Origin of the sequence: Leclercia adecarboxylata (genome assembly GCF_035787115.1) — a bacterium.
In the GTDB taxonomy this organism is placed as follows: domain Bacteria; phylum Pseudomonadota; class Gammaproteobacteria; order Enterobacterales; family Enterobacteriaceae; genus Enterobacter; species Enterobacter adecarboxylatus_E.
Genome location: NZ_JALKTL010000001.1, coordinates 261,177 through 276,505 on the forward strand (window position 1 = coordinate 261,177; position 15,329 = coordinate 276,505).

18 protein-coding genes are annotated in these 15,329 nt (G+C 59.4%); 9 read left to right on the forward strand and 9 right to left on the reverse strand.

Annotation, left to right across the window (positions count from 1 at the left end; genetic code table 11):
* The first annotated feature begins 22 nt into the window (after positions 1-22).
* From urtB to zinT, 5 genes are all read left to right on the forward strand, one after another.
* Complete coding sequence (gene urtB, locus MXM41_RS01285) at positions 23-1,597, forward strand: urea ABC transporter permease subunit UrtB (protein ID WP_325929422.1); 1,575 nt, start codon at positions 23-25, stop codon at positions 1,595-1,597.
* A complete protein-coding gene (gene urtC / locus MXM41_RS01290; protein WP_325929423.1) occupies positions 1,597-2,670 on the forward strand; it encodes an urea ABC transporter permease subunit UrtC in 1,074 nt (357 codons plus the stop codon). Before urtB ends, urtC begins: the two co-directional genes overlap by 1 nt.
* Positions 2,670-3,467 carry an urea ABC transporter ATP-binding protein UrtD gene (gene urtD / locus MXM41_RS01295; protein WP_325929424.1) on the forward strand — a complete coding sequence of 266 codons (798 nt, stop codon included), beginning with the start codon at positions 2,670-2,672 and terminating at the stop codon, positions 3,465-3,467. Before urtC ends, urtD begins: the two co-directional genes overlap by 1 nt.
* Positions 3,468-3,476: 9 nt before the next feature.
* Positions 3,477-4,175 (forward strand): urea ABC transporter ATP-binding subunit UrtE, encoded by a 699-nt coding sequence (gene urtE / locus MXM41_RS01300; RefSeq protein WP_325929425.1) that lies wholly within the window; start codon positions 3,477-3,479, stop codon positions 4,173-4,175.
* A gap of 67 nt (positions 4,176-4,242) precedes the next feature.
* Positions 4,243-4,884, forward strand: a complete 642-nt coding sequence (gene zinT, locus MXM41_RS01305) for a metal-binding protein ZinT (RefSeq protein ID WP_325929426.1) — start codon at positions 4,243-4,245, stop codon at positions 4,882-4,884.
* Positions 4,885-4,981: 97 nt separating this feature from the next.
* On the opposite strand, the gene ydeE is transcribed toward zinT, so the two are convergent.
* Positions 4,982-6,181 carry an efflux MFS transporter YdeE gene (gene ydeE, locus MXM41_RS01310; protein ID WP_325929427.1) on the reverse strand — a complete coding sequence of 400 codons (1,200 nt, stop codon included), beginning with the start codon at positions 6,179-6,181 and terminating at the stop codon, positions 4,982-4,984.
* A 191-nt stretch (positions 6,182-6,372) separates the two neighbouring features.
* On the opposite strand from ydeE, the gene eamA reads away from it, so the two are divergent.
* A complete protein-coding gene (gene eamA, locus MXM41_RS01315; RefSeq protein WP_325929428.1) occupies positions 6,373-7,272 on the forward strand; it encodes an O-acetylserine/cysteine exporter in 900 nt (299 codons plus the stop codon).
* Positions 7,273-7,304: 32 nt separating this feature from the next.
* Here the strand turns inward: eamA and marB are convergent, their stop codons facing one another.
* Genes marB through marR form a run of 3 tightly spaced genes read right to left on the reverse strand, consistent with a single transcriptional unit; the run spans position 7,305 to position 8,410 of the window.
* Positions 7,305-7,520, reverse strand: coding sequence for a multiple antibiotic resistance protein MarB (gene marB / locus MXM41_RS01320; RefSeq protein ID WP_325929429.1), 216 nt, complete (start codon positions 7,518-7,520; stop codon positions 7,305-7,307).
* Positions 7,521-7,573: 53 nt separating this feature from the next.
* The gene (gene marA / locus MXM41_RS01325; protein WP_138369239.1) at positions 7,574-7,957 is read right to left on the reverse strand and encodes an MDR efflux pump AcrAB transcriptional activator MarA; all 384 of its coding nucleotides are present in this window, start codon (positions 7,955-7,957) and stop codon (positions 7,574-7,576) included.
* Positions 7,958-7,975: 18 nt separating this feature from the next.
* A complete protein-coding gene (gene marR, locus MXM41_RS01330) occupies positions 7,976-8,410 on the reverse strand; it encodes a multiple antibiotic resistance transcriptional regulator MarR (RefSeq protein ID WP_325929430.1) in 435 nt (144 codons plus the stop codon).
* Between the two features lie 257 nt (positions 8,411-8,667).
* Here marR and MXM41_RS01335 point away from each other — a divergent pair, with 257 nt between their 5' ends.
* On the forward strand, positions 8,668-9,333 hold the full coding sequence (locus MXM41_RS01335; protein ID WP_325929431.1) for a MarC family NAAT transporter: 666 nt from the start codon (positions 8,668-8,670) through the stop codon (positions 9,331-9,333).
* Between the two features lie 39 nt (positions 9,334-9,372).
* Here MXM41_RS01335 and MXM41_RS01340 read toward each other — a convergent pair whose 3' ends face one another.
* Positions 9,373-10,569, reverse strand: a complete 1,197-nt coding sequence (locus MXM41_RS01340) for a sugar transporter (protein ID WP_325929432.1) — start codon at positions 10,567-10,569, stop codon at positions 9,373-9,375.
* 175 nt (positions 10,570-10,744) lie between these two features.
* On the opposite strand from MXM41_RS01340, the gene MXM41_RS01345 reads away from it, so the two are divergent.
* Together MXM41_RS01345 and MXM41_RS01350 are read left to right on the forward strand one after the other, a co-directional pair.
* Positions 10,745-11,533: a PhzF family phenazine biosynthesis protein gene (locus tag MXM41_RS01345; protein WP_325929433.1), complete on the forward strand. Its 789-nt coding sequence runs from the start codon at positions 10,745-10,747 to the stop codon at positions 11,531-11,533.
* Positions 11,534-11,548: 15 nt separating this feature from the next.
* Positions 11,549-12,340, forward strand: coding sequence for a PhzF family phenazine biosynthesis protein (locus MXM41_RS01350; RefSeq protein WP_325929434.1), 792 nt, complete (start codon positions 11,549-11,551; stop codon positions 12,338-12,340).
* A gap of 2 nt (positions 12,341-12,342) precedes the next feature.
* Here MXM41_RS01350 and MXM41_RS01355 read toward each other — a convergent pair whose 3' ends face one another.
* The 4 genes from MXM41_RS01355 to MXM41_RS01370 form a co-directional block, all read right to left on the reverse strand.
* Positions 12,343-12,879, reverse strand: coding sequence for a DUF924 family protein (locus tag MXM41_RS01355; protein ID WP_325929435.1), 537 nt, complete (start codon positions 12,877-12,879; stop codon positions 12,343-12,345).
* A 133-nt stretch (positions 12,880-13,012) separates the two neighbouring features.
* The gene (locus tag MXM41_RS01360; RefSeq protein WP_325929436.1) at positions 13,013-13,690 is read right to left on the reverse strand and encodes an SDR family oxidoreductase; all 678 of its coding nucleotides are present in this window, start codon (positions 13,688-13,690) and stop codon (positions 13,013-13,015) included.
* A gap of 1 nt (position 13,691) precedes the next feature.
* On the reverse strand, positions 13,692-14,162 hold the full coding sequence (locus MXM41_RS01365) for a YhcH/YjgK/YiaL family protein (RefSeq protein WP_325929437.1): 471 nt from the start codon (positions 14,160-14,162) through the stop codon (positions 13,692-13,694).
* On the reverse strand, positions 14,159-15,328 hold the full coding sequence (locus MXM41_RS01370) for a sialidase family protein (protein ID WP_325929438.1): 1,170 nt from the start codon (positions 15,326-15,328) through the stop codon (positions 14,159-14,161). Before MXM41_RS01370 ends, MXM41_RS01365 begins: the two co-directional genes overlap by 4 nt.
* Between the last annotated feature and the right edge of the window lies 1 nt (position 15,329).

Below are 15,329 nucleotides of genomic sequence, written 5' to 3' on the forward strand. Positions count from 1 at the left end.
CGGATCATAAAGGGGTAAAGCCATGAACGTCATGCGCACGATCTTCGCTCTCGTATGGCTTGCCGGACTGCTGCCAGGGATGGCGCAGGCAACGGACGCCGATAACTTTGTTGCCGCCAGCCGCAGTCAGCAGGCTGCGCTGCTGGAACAGTGGGCCGCCGAGCCGGATCCGGCCAGGCTCCCGCTGCTGCAGGCACTTCAGCAGGAGAACCTCGTTGTTGATGGCAACAAGCAGGCCTTCACCCGCCTGAACGGCGGGTTCGTCGCGCTTGGGGACGCGGCCCAACCGCAGGGGACGACCAAACAGGTTCGCCTCACCAACCGCCTCAGGGTGCTGGCTGCTACGGCACTCGCCACCCATCAACTTACAGGTGACAGTGTCACCGAAAGGCGGTCAGCGGCGCGTCAGTTACAGCGCGACCCCCAACCGCAGATGCTCCCCTTTTTACAGCGCCAGCTGACGAGTGAGAGTGACGACGGGGTTCGCCAGGTGCTGGGTCTGGCCGTCGCCAGCCTGCAGCTGACCAGCCAGCAGGCTGCGGTGCGCAAGCAGGCCGTAACGCTGTTGGGCGAATCGAGCGATCCGGAGGTGCAGGCCCGGCTGCTGCCTTATACCCGTGCGCAGACCGAGCCGGATGCCGGCGTGCGTGAAGCCGCGGCGGAAAGCCTGCGCCAGATCCAGCATCGCCAGACGATAAGCGACCTGCTGGGCCAGGCGTTTATGGGCCTGTCGCTGGGCTCCATTCTGCTGCTGGCGGCGCTCGGACTGGCCATCACCTACGGGCTGTTGGGGGTGATCAATATGGCCCACGGGGAGATGCTGATGCTCGGGGCCTACGCCACCTGGCTGGTGCAGCAGGCGATGGCGCAGTTTACCCCGCAGTGGCTCACCTTTTACCCGCTGGTGGCGCTGCCGGTGGCGTTCATGCTGACGGCGACGGTGGGTATGGCCCTGGAGCGCACGGTGATCCGCCATCTCTATGGCCGCCCGCTGGAGACGCTGCTCGCCACCTGGGGCATCAGCCTGATGCTGATCCAGCTGGTACGCATGCTGTTTGGCGCACAAAACCTCGAAGTCGCCAACCCGGCGTGGCTCTCCGGCGGCGTGCAGGTCTACGCCAGCCTGATCCTGCCGTGGAACCGGCTGGTGGTGCTGGGCTTTGTGCTGCTGGTGCTGTTTTTCACCTGGCTCATCCTCAACAAAACCCGGCTGGGGCTGAACGTGCGGGCGGTCACCCAGAACCGCAGCATGGCGGCCTGCTGCGGGGTGCCCACCGGGCGCGTGGATATGCTGGCCTTTGGGCTGGGATCGGGCATCGCGGGGCTCGGCGGCGTGGCGCTGTCGCAGCTGGGCAACGTCGGGCCAGAGCTGGGTCAGGGCTACATCATCGACTCGTTCCTGGTGGTGGTGCTCGGCGGCGTCGGCCAGCTGGCCGGTAGCGTGGCGGCGGCATTTGGTCTGGGGATTTTCAATAAAATCCTTGAACCGCAGATGGGCGCCGTGCTCGGCAAAATCGTGATTCTGGTGGCGATTATTCTGTTTATTCAGAAGCGTCCGCAGGGGTTATTTGCACTGAAAGGGAGGGTGATCGACTGATGAGCCAGCCACTGACCTTAACGCTGGCGCGCAAAGCGCCGCGCAGCGTACCAATACTTGGCGCTCTGATCCTGGCGGCACTGCTGGTGCTGCCGTTTCTGGCGCTGCTGCCTGCCAGCCATCCGCTGGCGGTCTCCACCTGGATGCTGACCCTGGTGGGGAAAATCCTCTGCTACGCGATTGTCGCCGTGGCGCTGGATCTGGTGTGGGGCTACGCCGGGATGCTCTCTCTGGGCCATGGCCTGTTTTTCGCCCTCGGCGGTTACGCGATGGGCATGTACCTGATGCGCCAGGCGGCAGGCGATGGATTACCGGCTTTTATGTCGTTCCTCTCCTGGAGCGAGCTGCCCTGGTTCTGGTGGGGGACTCAGCATTTTGCCTGGGCGATGGTGCTGATTGTGCTGGTGCCCGGCCTGCTGGCGCTGCTGTTCGGCTGGTTTGCTTTCCGTTCTAAGATCAAGGGGGTCTATTTCTCGATCATGACCCAGGCCTTGACCTTTGCCGGGATGCTGCTCTTCTTCCGCAATGAAACCGGCTTTGGCGGCAACAACGGCTTTACCGGCTTCACCACGCTGCTGGGCTTTTCCGTGACCGCCACCTCAACGCGTATCGGGCTGTTTATTGCCACCGTGCTGCTGCTGGCGGCGTCGCTGGCGGTGGGCTATGCGCTGGCGAAAAGCAAGTTTGGCCGCATTCTGACCGCGGTGCGCGATGCGGAAAACCGGCTCACTTTCTGCGGCTACGACCCCCGCGGTTTCAAGCTGCTGGTGTGGACGCTCTCCGCGGTGCTGTGCGGGCTGGCCGGGGCGCTCTACGTCCCGCAGGTCGGGATTATCAACCCTGGTGAGATGTCGCCCACCAACTCCATCGAAGCAGCCATCTGGGTGGCGCTCGGCGGGCGCGGAACCCTGATCGGCCCGGTGATTGGCGCGGCGCTGGTGAACGGGGCGAAAAGCGTCTTTACCGTGGCGATGCCGGAGTACTGGCAGCTGTTCCTCGGCCTGATCTTTATCGCGGTCACGCTGTTTTTACCACGGGGTGTCACGGGCCTGTTTCGCAAAGGAGATCACTGATGCAGCCAGCAGAAGAGCTATTTACCCGCCAGCTTCCCGGGGATCGCTATCGCGACCAGACCGACCCGGTGTTGCAGCTGGAGGGGATCAACGTCAGCTTTGACGGTTTTAAGGCGCTCACCGACCTGTCGCTTAATATTGGCGTGGGTGAACTGCGCTGCGTGATTGGCCCAAACGGTGCGGGGAAAACCACGCTGATGGACGTTATCACCGGTAAAACACGGCCCCAGAGCGGGCGGGCGCTGTACGATCAGTCCACGGACCTCACTACCCTGGACCCGATTGCCATTGCCCGGCAGGGCATCGGGCGCAAGTTCCAGAAGCCGACGGTGTTTGAGGCGCTGACGGTGTGGGAGAACCTTGAGCTGGCGATGAAGGGCGATAAGTCGGTGTGGGCCAGCCTGCGCGCGCGCCTGAGCAGCGAGCAGGGCGATCGGATCAACGAGATGCTGAGCCTGCTGCGCCTCGGCGGGGAGCGTCATCGCCGGGCGGGGCTATTGTCCCACGGCCAGAAGCAGTTTCTCGAGATTGGCATGCTGCTGGTGCAGGACCCCCATCTGTTGCTGCTGGACGAACCGGCAGCCGGTATGACCGATGCCGAAACCGACTACACCGCCGAGCTGTTTCGCACCCTGGCGGGGAAACACTCGCTGATGGTGGTGGAGCATGACATGGGCTTTGTCGAAACCATTGCCGACCACGTGACCGTATTACATCAGGGCCGGGTGCTGGCGGAGGGCTCGCTGCGCGACGTGCAGGCTAACGAGCAGGTGATTGAAGTCTATCTTGGACGCTAAGGAGCGCGGATGCTTAAGGTCAACGAACTGAATCAGTATTACAGCGGGAGCCACATTCTGCGCGGGGTCAGCTTTGAAGCCGTTACCGGTGAAGTCACCTGTCTGCTGGGGCGCAACGGTGTAGGTAAAACCACCCTGCTTAAATGCCTGATGGGGCTGATTCCGGCGCGCAACGGTGAGATCCTCTGGCAGGGCAAAAATATCACGCAGGCAAAACCGCATCAGCGGGTGCAGGCGGGTGTCGCTTATGTGCCGCAGGGGCGGGACATTTTTCCCCGACTCACGGTGGAAGAGAATTTGCTGCTCGGGTTATCGCGCTTTCCGGCCCGCGCGGCGAAGCAGGTACCGGACGAGATCTGGCAGCTATTTCCGGTGCTGCAGGAGATGAAGCAGCGCCGGGGCGGTGACCTCTCTGGCGGCCAACAGCAGCAGCTGGCGATAGGCAGGGCGCTGGCCAGCCGCCCGCAACTGCTGATCCTGGACGAGCCGACTGAGGGGATCCAGCCGTCGGTGATCAAAGAGATTGGGCAGGTGATCCGCCAGCTCGCGAACCGGGGCGATATGGCGATCCTGCTGGTGGAGCAGTTCTACGACTTTGCCGCCGAGCTTGCCGACAGCTATCTGCTGATGTCCCGGGGAAGTATTATCCAGCGCGGCCGCGGAGAAAATATGGAACAGGAGGGGGTTCGCGGGTTAGTCGCCATTTAACAGGGTTGTCTTACGCAATGTTATATTATAACATCCTCACTCTTTAAAACGGAGTGAGGACAGGACCTTGGCAGGACATATTGGTAAAATTGCAATGACTCTGGGGGCATTACTGGTCAGCGGCCAGCTTTATGCCCATTCGCACGGCCATCAGCTGACCGAGGCGGAACAAAAGGCGGCAAACGGCGTGTTTGAAGATAAAGACGTGAAGGATCGCCCGCTGTCCAACTGGGACGGCGTCTGGCAGTCGGTCTACCCGTTTTTGCTGAGTGGCGATCTCGATCCGGTATTCAAAAAGAAGGCTGAGAAAGACAAGAGCAAAACCTTTGAGGAGGTCAAAGCCTATTACCGCACCGGTTACGCCACGGATGTGGATACCATTGGGATCGAAAATAACGTGATGGAATTCCACGTCGGTAAAACCGTGAGTAGCTGTGAGTACGCCTACAGCGGGTACAAGATCCTGACCTACGCATCCGGTAAAAAAGGGGTGCGCTACCTGTTCGAATGTAAGGATGCCACCAGCAAAGCGCCGAAGTTTGTCCAGTTCAGCGACCACACCATCGGCCCGCGCCAGTCTGCTCACTTCCATATCTTTATGGGCAACACCTCCCACGCGGCGTTGCTAAAAGAGATGGATAACTGGCCAACGTATTATCCTAACGAAATGTATAAAAAGCAGGTCGTCGAGGAGATGTTGCACCATTAATATTCGGGTGCGGCCTGCGTGCCGGGTGGCGGCTTTGCCTTACCCGGCCGACAGAACCGCTTACCGTGGGTCGGGTAAGCTAAGCCACCACCCGGCGTTAATGTGAGACTAAACCCGGCGTCTCAACCCCCCCCTTCACCCGCATCCCACGCAAAATCATCAGCCACGCCAGCACAATCGCCACCATCATGATCACAAACAGCGACCAGTGCGGGAGATGGGTCAGGATCAGCCCGGTGATCATCGGGTTAAAGGCCGCACCCAGCCAGCCGAGCGCCTGGGCGGAGAAGTAGCTCGCTTTCATGCCCGGCGGGGCGATGTTGTCGATCAACATATATTCACCCGGCGCATAGATTATCTCGCCAATGGTAAACACCGCTGCGGCGATCCCCCAGTAAACCAGATTCTCCCCGGAGAACATAAACCCGACCAGACCGAGTACAAAAAACAGCGTCCCCAACGTCATCAGCGGGCGAATGTTACGCGCCGTCAGTTTGCGACCGATGATGTACTGCAGCGACACCACCATCGCGGCATTTACCGGCAGTACCACGGCCACCACGTTCTGGGCAAAATCGCTGTCGTAATCGGCCGTCAGCACGTACTGGGAGATGCAGCTGGCAAACGAGCCGCCCACATAAGAGGCGAGCAGCCCGGAGAGGGTATACCAGAACAGCGCCCGGTCACGAAGCAGTACCGACGGCTGCCACGCCACGGGGGTCTGTTCACTCCCGGCGGCAATACCTTTCTGTACATAGCTTTGAATCAACACCAGTGGCAGGGCGGCGCAGAAGGCGGCGACCCAGAACGGCAGTTGCAGGCTGTACATCACCAGCAGCGTGCTCAGCGGCGGCCCAATGGTCCAGCCAATGTTCAGAAAGCTGTAGTTAAGCGAAAAGACCCGCGCTTTTTCCGCCGGGCTCAGCACGTCGGCAAACCAGGCCTTCAGCACCGTGGAAAAGACCGAATAGGCGCAGTTGATGAGCGAGAAGGCCAGCACCACCAGCACGACGTTATCCACCAGCGGGATCGCCAGGAAGCCCAGCGCCACCGCGACTATGGCGATCAGCATGTAGCGGTTTTTATCGAATTTGTCAGCCAGTATGCCGAACCCCAGGCTGAAGACCACGCCAATCGTCAGGGCCACCGTCAGGGCATAACCAATATTCTCCACGCTCATACTGAAGACGCGGGTCAGATAGATGGTCATAAACGGCAGCGTGGCGCCGCGTCCAATGGTGAGTAACAGCGATGACGCCAGCAGCGCTGCGGTTGAGCGCCTGAGTGATCTGTTCATGTTCCTGCCCGACAATTGCGTGTAAATTTTTGTAATGTCTAACAGGATTAACATGCTATAAGCGTCTTGTATAGCACCTGATTTATCCCTAAGCGCTTCGCCTGCCTGTCAAAATTAATGATCTGTTCCTCATCGCTTTTTTTCGTTACCTTGATAAGTGTTTACAAAAATTTAATAAACAGGGGCAGGGTATGACGCGCAAAGACGGGCTGCTGGCATTGCTGGTGGTGGTGGTTTGGGGGCTAAATTTTGTGGTGATCAAAGTCGGGCTGCACAATATGCCTCCGCTGATGCTGGCCGGTTTACGCTTTCTGCTGGTGGCCTTCCCGGCGCTGTTTTTTGTCGCCCGCCCTAAAATCCCGTTTCGTCTGCTGCTGGGCTACGGCCTGACCATCAGCTTTGGCCAGTTTGCCTTTCTGTTTTGCGCTATCAACTTCGGCATGCCCGCCGGGCTGGCCTCGCTGGTGCTCCAGGCGCAGGCGTTCTTTACCATCATTCTGGGGGGGATGGTGTTTGGCGAACGGCTGCAGGGTAAACAGCTGGCGGGGATAGCCCTCGCAGTGGTCGGAGTGCTGGTGCTGGCAGAAGCCAGCCTCAACGGGCAACACGTGGCGCTGCTGGGCTTTTTACTGACCCTGGCAGCGGCGTTCAGCTGGGCCTGCGGCAATATCTTCAACAAAAAGATCATGCAGCTGGAGACGCGTCCGGCGGTGATGTCGCTGGTGGTGTGGAGTGCGCTGATCCCGATAGTGCCGTTTATGGTGGCGTCCTGGCTGCTGGATGGTCCGACGGTCATGCGCAACAGCCTGGTCAATATCGATCTCACCACCATTTTGTCGCTTCTCTATCTGGCGTTTGTCGCCACCATTGTCGGCTACGGTATCTGGGGGGCGCTGCTCGGACGTTACGAAACCTGGCGGGTGGCGCCGCTGTCGCTGTTAGTGCCGGTCGTGGGGATCGCCAGTGCGGCGCTGCTGCTGGGTGAAAAGCTCGGGGCGTTGCAGCTGGCCGGTGCCGTTCTGGTGATGGCTGGTCTTTACATCAACGTCTTTGGCTTTCGCTTGCGCCGGACGGCGCGGCTGAGAGGCTAAAAAAAAGCCCCGCGCGGGCGGGGCAAAACGAATTAATTGTGCTGATTGTAGTACGGCACCCCTAACTCGTCGGATTTGTCGCTGCCTGCGCCCATATGGTTAAAATCGTGGGGCGACTGACCGTTCGCGGTCGGCAGGATCATTGTGTCGCGGCTGTTTGGCTGCGGCACAGAAGGGGTTTGCTCCGCAAAACTCTGGCCAGAGACCAGCACCAACAGGGTGAGGGCGGCGGAAGCGAATAGTTTCATGATTTCCTCGATACGTCTTAGAGCCTACTGGGCCAGGCTCTTAATACAGGCGATTAGCAGTTACAGTGATTGATCGGAAGCAGATACCGTGATTCCCCGTGCATATTGGTAATACGGTATTTATGCGGCGGCACATCGAAGTAGTTCTTGAACGTGCGGGTCAGAGTCTGCTGCGATTCAAACCCGTAACGCTCAGCCAGATACAGGATCGGCTCGTTACTTTCCTTCAGCTTCTGTGCGATTTCCGTTAATTTGCGGCTGCGGATGTACTGGCCTAATGAGTGGCCGGTCTCTTTTTTGAACATCCGTTGCAGGTGCCATTTTGAGTAACCTGAACGCTCAGACACTTTCTCAAGCGAGAGCGGTGACTCCAGGTTATCTTCGATCCAGCCCAAAATGCTATGAATAGTGATGGCGTCAGTATTGCGTCTGGACATCGTCATACCTCTTTCTGTTTACGGCAGGATTTTCTTAAGCAAGAGCTCAAGAGTTGCCACTTCGTCCGCCGTTAAGTTTTTTGTTAGTTCCTGGTGCAGTTCTTGCCCTACTAATTGATGACATTGTTCACACATTGCCGCGCCGTCGCTGGTCAATTGCACCAGCACGCCGCGTTTGTCATTCGGATTTGGGCGGCGTTCAATCCACCCTTTGCAGACCAGCCGATCGATCATTCGCGTCAGCGCGCCGAGGTCCACAGATAAGACTTTTTTCAACTCAACCGGCGTAATACACCCTTCGCAGCGCACAGAACAGAGCACTTTGAACTGCGTAGCGGTGATATCCAGCGGTGAGAGATAGTCATTGAGCAAACGGTCTTTCTTCTGGTTAACCATATAGATAAGGCGACCCAGCGGAATGATTTCGTTGAAGAGGTCACTGGTGCTTTTCACAATGGTTGCCCTGGCAAGTAGTTTAATCACGGCAGATATTATTGCTCAGGCAACTATAAGTCAACTGAATGCATTTACTTATGACACGATTTGCTAAAGCGATTCAGATCACTTTTTTGCCCGTTTTCCCTAACGTCATATCACCAGGATAAATTAATTACGTAGAGAAAATATTACATGCCCGGCGCGCATGGCTTAAACAGGTGTTTTCACCGTATACTTGCCTGGTTAATTTTTGATAAGGACAACTCGGTAAAATGGTTGATTTAATTAAAGCTATTGGCCTTGGGCTGGTGGTACTGCTACCGCTGGCGAACCCGTTGACCACCGTTGCGCTGTTTCTGGGGCTGGCGGGCGACATGAACCGTGAACAACGTAATCATCAGTCGCTTATGGCGTCCGTTTACGTCTTCGCGATCATGATGGTGGCGTACTATGCCGGGCAACTGGTGATGAACACCTTCGGGATTTCCATCCCTGGTCTGCGTATCGCAGGGGGCCTGATCGTTGCCTTTATCGGTTTCCGAATGCTGTTCCCGGCGCAGAAAGCGACGGATACCACCGACGCGCAGGACGCTCTCGAGGACAGGCCGGGTAAAGAGGCGCCAAATATTGCCTTCGTGCCGCTGGCGATGCCAAGCACCGCCGGGCCGGGTACGATTGCGATGATCATCAGCTCCGCCTCAACGGTGCGCAGCGGCACGGCCTTCCCGGAGTGGGTGATAATGGTTGCACCGCCGCTGATCTTCGCCCTTATCGGCGTGATCCTGTGGGGCTGTTTGCGTAGCTCAGGCGCGATTATGCGCTGGGTGGGCAAAGACGGTATCGAAGCGATCTCCCGTCTGATGGGCTTCCTGCTGGTCTGTATGGGCGTGCAGTTTATTATCAACGGCGTGCTGGAAATTATTGAAACCTATCCGTGATAACCAAACCGGGTGGCGTTCTGCCACCCGGCGATCGCTTTAACCGCGATGCGGCTGCTCTTCGAGCTTGACGGGCCATTTGCGAAAGATCAGCATCGACCAGATCAACGCCGCAAGCGCCGGTATCGCCCCCAGATAGCCAATTGACGCCATCGACAGATGGAGGCTTATCTGATTTCCGACCAGCGCACCTGCGCCAATTCCCAGATTGAAAATGCCGGAAAAAAGCGCCATTGCCACGTCGGTGGCATCCGGCGCCAGCGCCAGCACTTTGACCTGCATCCCCAGGCCGATAATCATGATCGCCACACCCCAGACAATGCTCAGCAGCGCCAGATTCACTTCACTCCCCGATGCGGGGCGCAGCAGCAGCAGACACGCCAGCAGCAGGGCAATCGCGCTGCTTACCAGCGCAGAGGCGTGACGGTTGCCGAGCCTGCCGAACAGCAGGCTGCCGATAATGCCTGCGCCACCCAGCAGCAACAGCAGTACAGTGGCGAAACGGGCGCTGAACCCGGCGACCGTCTGTACAAAAGGCTCGATATAGCTATAAGCGGTGTAGTGGGCGGTAACCACCACGACCGTCAGCAGATAGAGGCTCATTAACGCCGGGCGACGCACCAGCAGCGGCAGGCTTTTCAGCGAGCCGGAGTGTTCGCTCGGCAGTTTTGGCAGCAGTTTGATCAGGCACAGCAGGGTGAACAGCGCCCCGAGACCGATGATGAAAAAGGTGGTGCGCCAGCCGAAATACTGCCCGACGATGCGCCCGAGCGGCAGCCCGAGTACCATCGCCAGCGCGGTGCCGGTCGCCAGCAGGCTCAGCGCCTGGGCGCGCTTCCCGGCCGGGGCCAGACGGATAGCCAGCGAGGCGGTAATCGACCAGAAAATCGCGTGCGCAAAGGCGATGCCAATCCGGCTTATCACCAGTACCGTGAAATTCCACGCCAGGAACGACAGCACATGGCTGGCGATAAACAGCACAAACAGCCCGATCAGCAGCCTTCGGCGCTCAATCTGGTTGGTGAGCAGCATAAAGGGCAACGACATCAGCGCGACGACCCAGGCGTAGATGGTCAGCATGATCCCCACCTGCGCGGTCTCCATGCCGAAGCTGTCGGCGATATCCGAGAGCAGGCCGACGGGGACAAATTCCGTGGTGTTGAAGATAAATGCGGCAACGGCGAGCGTCACCACCCGCAGCCATGCGACCCGGCGGGAAACAGTATTGGTTGTCATAGGGATATCTGGGATCGATTGCGAAAATGAAGTGTGGCGATCTTAAAACCATCGCTGATGAAAATACAATCATTTTGTGATGCAGGTCTCACTACACCGCCGCAGTAATCGCTGGTGAAATGGGTTATTTTCCATGAATATAGGATGCAACATCATGTTAACAGTGGGTTAAGCGATGCAGGACATTGAGTTTTATCTGGTTGATGCGTTCAGTGATAGCGCATTTGGCGGTAATCCGGCGGCGGTTTGTCCGCTGCCGGAGTGGTTGCCGGACGAGACGCTGCTGAAGATGACGCAGGAGCATAACCAGTCGGAGACCGCCTTTTTCGTGCGCCATAAAGGGGGGATTGAACTGCGCTGGTTTACCACCCACGGCGAGGTCAACCTGTGTGGTCATGCGACGCTTGCCACCGCCTGGGTGTTGTTCAACGAGATGGATTATCCCGATGCCCGGATCCATTTTGATACCGCATCCGGCAGGCTCACCGTCAGCCGCGACGGCGACTGGTTAACCCTCGATTTTCCCGCCTGTCCGACCGGGGCGCAGACCCCACCGCCAGAGATGCTTTGCGCGCTGGGGATCGAACGCTACGTCGAGGCCCGCAAAGGACGCGCCTGGCTGCTGGTGCTGGAAAACCGTCAGCAGGTTGAGGCCGTCACGCCCGATATTCACGCCATGACGCCGGGGGAGCATAAAGTGTCGATTACCGCCCGGGGCGAGGGCAAATACGATTTTATCAGCCGCTTTTTCTCGCCGGGCGTAGCGCTGTGGGAGGACCCGGTCACCGGCTCGGCGCACACCATGCTGATCCCGTACTGGAGTGAAAAGCTCGGCAAAACGTCGCTCTTTGCCCGGCAGGTTTCAGCCCGGGGCGGCGATATGCGTTGTGAACTGAAGGGCGACCGGGTGCTGATGAGCGGCAAGGCGTCGCTGTACATGAAAGGTCATCTGTTTTTGCGCTAAAAAAGGGTTAACCCAATGAAAGAGATTGCATTCTATCTGGTCGATGCGTTTAGCGACCGCGCGTTTGGTGGGAATCCCGCAGCCGTTTGCCCTCTGGAGGCATGGCTGCCGGATGATGTCCTGTTAAAGATGGCCCAACAGCATAACCAGTCGGAAACCGCCTTTTTCGTGCGCACCGATACCGGCTTTGAGCTGCGCTGGTTTACCACCCAGTACGAAATTAACCTCTGCGGTCACGCCACGCTTGCCAGCGCGCACGTGATTTTTGAGTATCTTGACTACCCGCACACCGAGATCGTCTTCTCCACCCGCTTTGTCGGCGATCTGAAGGTTAAGCGCAGCGGCGACTGGCTGACGCTGGACTTCCCGGCGTGGGGCTGCGAGCCGGTGGCGAATCCGCCAGCGCTGCTGTTCAGCACCCTGGGTATCCGTGAGGCGAAAGAGGTGCGGGCAGGGCGCGATTACCTGGTGGTGCTGGAAAACCAGCAGCAGGTCGAGGCGTTAACCCCCGATATCGACGGCATGATGCCGCTGGGTAAGATGGTCTGCGTCACCGCCCCGGGGGATAAGTATGATTTTGTCAGCCGCTTCTTCTGCCCGGGTGAAGGGGTGGCAGAAGATCCGGTCACTGGCTCTGCCCACAGCATGCTGATCCCTTACTGGAGCGAGAAGCTCGGTAAAACCACGATGGAGGCACGTCAGGTTTCCGCCCGCGGCGGCGATCTGCGCTGCGAGCTGAAGGGCGACCGGGTGCTGATTGGCGGACAGGCGGCGCTGTATCTCAGGGGTACCGTGTTCCTGCGTTAGCATTAAAATCCTTTGTTGTGCCTGAGCCACTCCACCTCTTCCGGGGTGGAGTGACGATTAAGCAGGCTGTTGCGGTGCGGATAGCGGCCAAAGCGCTCAATAATGGCCCGGTGTTTACGCTCTGCGCTCAAAAAGCCCGGCTCGTTCAGGGCGGCGAACAGCCGCTCTGCCTCCTGATGAATTACCCGTGATTCCGCATGCATCATCGGCAGCAGCGAGACTCCTTTTTCGTTGTTGTTGAGTTCATTCCAGATCGGTTGATACACCAGCTCCTGGGAGAGGATCAGCGCCATGCCATCCTGCTGCCAGGCCCGGCCATCGTTGCGGTTAAGGTTGCGGGATAGCTGATCGAGCAGGATGATTTCAGCCAGCCGCCCATGGGCCGTGGCGCGCCAGTGAAACAACTCTCCCCGGCAGGCGGCCTGCCACTGCGCATAGAAGCGATGTTTACACTGGGCGTCAAAGGCATCGTTGCGGGTGAACCAGAGGGGTTGATGCTGGTCATGAAACCAGAATTCAAGCAGAGGGGCGTAGTCCATGAGGTATCCGGCGTTTGGGTTTCGGTTGTTAAACCGTAGCACAACATGGCCCGGCGGCGCTGCGCTTGCACGGGCCTAGAGGACTGTAGGCCGGGTAAGGCGCAGCCGCCACCCGGCAAACAGGCCACACAACTCATCCCAGCGACGCACCTCCGCACAGCACCAGCTCCTGCCCGGTGATCGGCGCGGCCTCGGCGCTCAGCAGATAGCTCACCATCGCCGCCACCTCTTCCGGGGCGATGAGCCTTCCCATTGGCGGCACTTTGGGTGGCGACGTCTCACGCCCTGGCGCACTCAGCATCGGGGTCCGGGTCGCCCCGGGGGCCACCACGTTGGCGGTGATCCCCCGCGGGGCCAGCTCCGCAGCCCAGCTGCGCACCATGCCCACCAGCGCCGCTTTGGTCGCCACGTACTGCGAACGCCCCGCCGCGCCGCGGGAGGTACGGCTGCCGATGGCTACCAGCCGTCCACCCGCGCTCATCCGAGGTGCAAAGTGGTTAAACAAAACTTCGGCGGCGTGAATATGCAGCCCCCAAAGACGGCTACTGACCGCTGGATCCAGCTCGCCGAGCGGGGCGGCGGCCATCATGCCGGCGGCATGGACAATCGCCTGGGGTACCGCAAGGTTACTGAGCGCGGCGCCAAACGTGACGGTGTCACTTAAATCCACGCTCAGGCTGGTAAAATTGGGATGGGTATTCTCCACACCGCGCCGACTTAAGCCGGTAACCTGCCAGCCCTCGGCCAGCAGGCGTTTCACGATGGCTTCGCCGATACCGGAGCTGGCCCCGGTGACGATGGCTGATCGCATATCATCCCTCCAGCAGCGTGCGCGGCACTTTAAACACCGCCTTGCGCACGGTCATCGGGGCATCAACCGCGCACAGCGCCTGGTGCGGCTCCCCGGGTAGAAACACGGCGAAGTCTCCACTACGCAGCGTCATGCTCACCGGATGCACCGCCCCGGGGGCGATATACAGATCCGGTTTGCGCTCTTCATCGCCCGCCTGCGCCAGCGACTGCATACCGGCGTTGATGATTTCTTCCCCCGCCAGCACCACCTGAATATCGGCCCACTGATGATGATATTCCGTATGGCGCTGCCCCTGCGGCTGGGTCTGCGCCGGACCGATATGGCAGAACCACGGGCAGCCCTCCGGCTGCCAGCGTCCGTCATCCCGGGCGGCGAGCGCCGCCAGGGTGCAGTCAGGGCGCGCAAGGATCTCGCGCAGAACCGGCGGGAGCCCGGCCAGCGGCAGGGCGTTAAGGTGACCGATAATCACTGTTGCGCCTCCTTTACCCACTCCGGCGATATGCGCACGTATTTGATCGCCTGGCGGAAGTAGGTATAGGCGATATGCAGCGTGCCGTCGGCGCTCTGCTTGATGCTCGGGTAGGAGAACTCTCGGTTCAGTTTCTCCAGCGAGTTATTGGTCATGCAGTAGCCGTCACCCTCGTCAAGATTGCGCCGCCAGGCCCAGCTTTTTCCGCCGTCGGCGGAGATCGCTACCGTCATCGGCGCGCGCGGTGCCCCCCAGAAGGCGGCGCGTCCGTTAGTCACCTCCGGCTCTTTCCGTCCGTCGCCATCGTCAATCTCGTCATACAGCGAGGCACGACGCTCCAGAGCACCCGCCGCGCTCATGTGGTTGAACACCAGCGCCAGCTCACCGCTCTTAAGGGTGGTGACCTGAATCGACGAGTTATTGTTTGGCAGTTCGGTCGGCTCCGGTACTGACCAGCTTTCGCCATTATCCAGCGACTGGCTGATATAGATGTTGTCTGCCCAGCGGCTGCGATAGAGCGCCACCAGCGTGCCGTTGTTAAGGGCGGTAATGTTCATATGCACGCAGCCGAGACTCTCCGGTACCTCGACATCGCGCCAGCTCTGGCCCTGGTCTTCAGAGATTTTCACCGCGCTGATGTCGTCGTTACCCACCCATTTCTCGCCAGGCCGGGTGCGGCAGTAGAAGACCGGCAGCAGCCAGTTGCCGTTGTCCAGCACCACGATTGGCTGGCGAATAAAGGTGCCGGGCTTATCCAGCAGGGTGGCGATGTCGCCCCAGCTGTTGCCCAGATCCTCAGACTTGCGGTAGCGCACGATCGCGGTGTCCTGATTGCCGGAGAGCTGGGCGGTCCACAGCAGCCACAGCACGTTGTCAGGCGCGAGGAACAGAACCGGATTCTGCTCCGAGCGGGTGACGTCGTCTGAAAGCTTCACCGCCTCGCTCCACTGGTTGCTGCCGGGGGCCAGGCGCGACCCCCACACTGAGATATCAGCGATCCCTTCCTGGGTGCCGCCGAACCAGACGCACATCAGGGTGCCATCCGGCAGCGGCAGCAGGTTTGCTGCGTGATTTTGCGGGCAGGAGGAGGGCAACATCGCCGTCTTCACGCGGGCATCCTCTGGCTGCGGGCGAACAATCCCGTCACGGGTTACGGTTACAGACATA

What these genes read in the sequence shown, in the direction of transcription:
- marB (WP_325929429.1), bottom strand. Translation starts at nt 7,520, where the DNA reads ATGAAACTATTCGCTTCCGCCGCCCTCACCCTGTTGGTGCTGGTCTCT.
- urtE (WP_325929425.1), top strand. Translation starts at nt 3,477, where the DNA reads ATGCTTAAGGTCAACGAACTGAATCAGTATTACAGCGGGAGCCACATT.
- urtD (WP_325929424.1), top strand. Translation starts at nt 2,670, where the DNA reads ATGCAGCCAGCAGAAGAGCTATTTACCCGCCAGCTTCCCGGGGATCGC.
- urtB (WP_325929422.1), top strand. Translation starts at nt 23, where the DNA reads ATGAACGTCATGCGCACGATCTTCGCTCTCGTATGGCTTGCCGGACTG.
- ydeE (WP_325929427.1), bottom strand. Translation starts at nt 6,181, where the DNA reads ATGAACAGATCACTCAGGCGCTCAACCGCAGCGCTGCTGGCGTCATCG.
- MXM41_RS01355 (WP_325929435.1), bottom strand. Translation starts at nt 12,879, where the DNA reads ATGGACTACGCCCCTCTGCTTGAATTCTGGTTTCATGACCAGCATCAA.
- MXM41_RS01370 (WP_325929438.1), bottom strand. Translation starts at nt 15,328, where the DNA reads ATGTCTGTAACCGTAACCCGTGACGGGATTGTTCGCCCGCAGCCAGAG.
- marA (WP_138369239.1), bottom strand. Translation starts at nt 7,957, where the DNA reads ATGTCCAGACGCAATACTGACGCCATCACTATTCATAGCATTTTGGGC.
- MXM41_RS01345 (WP_325929433.1), top strand. Translation starts at nt 10,745, where the DNA reads ATGCAGGACATTGAGTTTTATCTGGTTGATGCGTTCAGTGATAGCGCA.
- MXM41_RS01335 (WP_325929431.1), top strand. Translation starts at nt 8,668, where the DNA reads ATGGTTGATTTAATTAAAGCTATTGGCCTTGGGCTGGTGGTACTGCTA.
- MXM41_RS01340 (WP_325929432.1), bottom strand. Translation starts at nt 10,569, where the DNA reads ATGACAACCAATACTGTTTCCCGCCGGGTCGCATGGCTGCGGGTGGTG.
- urtC (WP_325929423.1), top strand. Translation starts at nt 1,597, where the DNA reads ATGAGCCAGCCACTGACCTTAACGCTGGCGCGCAAAGCGCCGCGCAGC.
- eamA (WP_325929428.1), top strand. Translation starts at nt 6,373, where the DNA reads ATGACGCGCAAAGACGGGCTGCTGGCATTGCTGGTGGTGGTGGTTTGG.
- MXM41_RS01350 (WP_325929434.1), top strand. Translation starts at nt 11,549, where the DNA reads ATGAAAGAGATTGCATTCTATCTGGTCGATGCGTTTAGCGACCGCGCG.
- MXM41_RS01360 (WP_325929436.1), bottom strand. Translation starts at nt 13,690, where the DNA reads ATGCGATCAGCCATCGTCACCGGGGCCAGCTCCGGTATCGGCGAAGCC.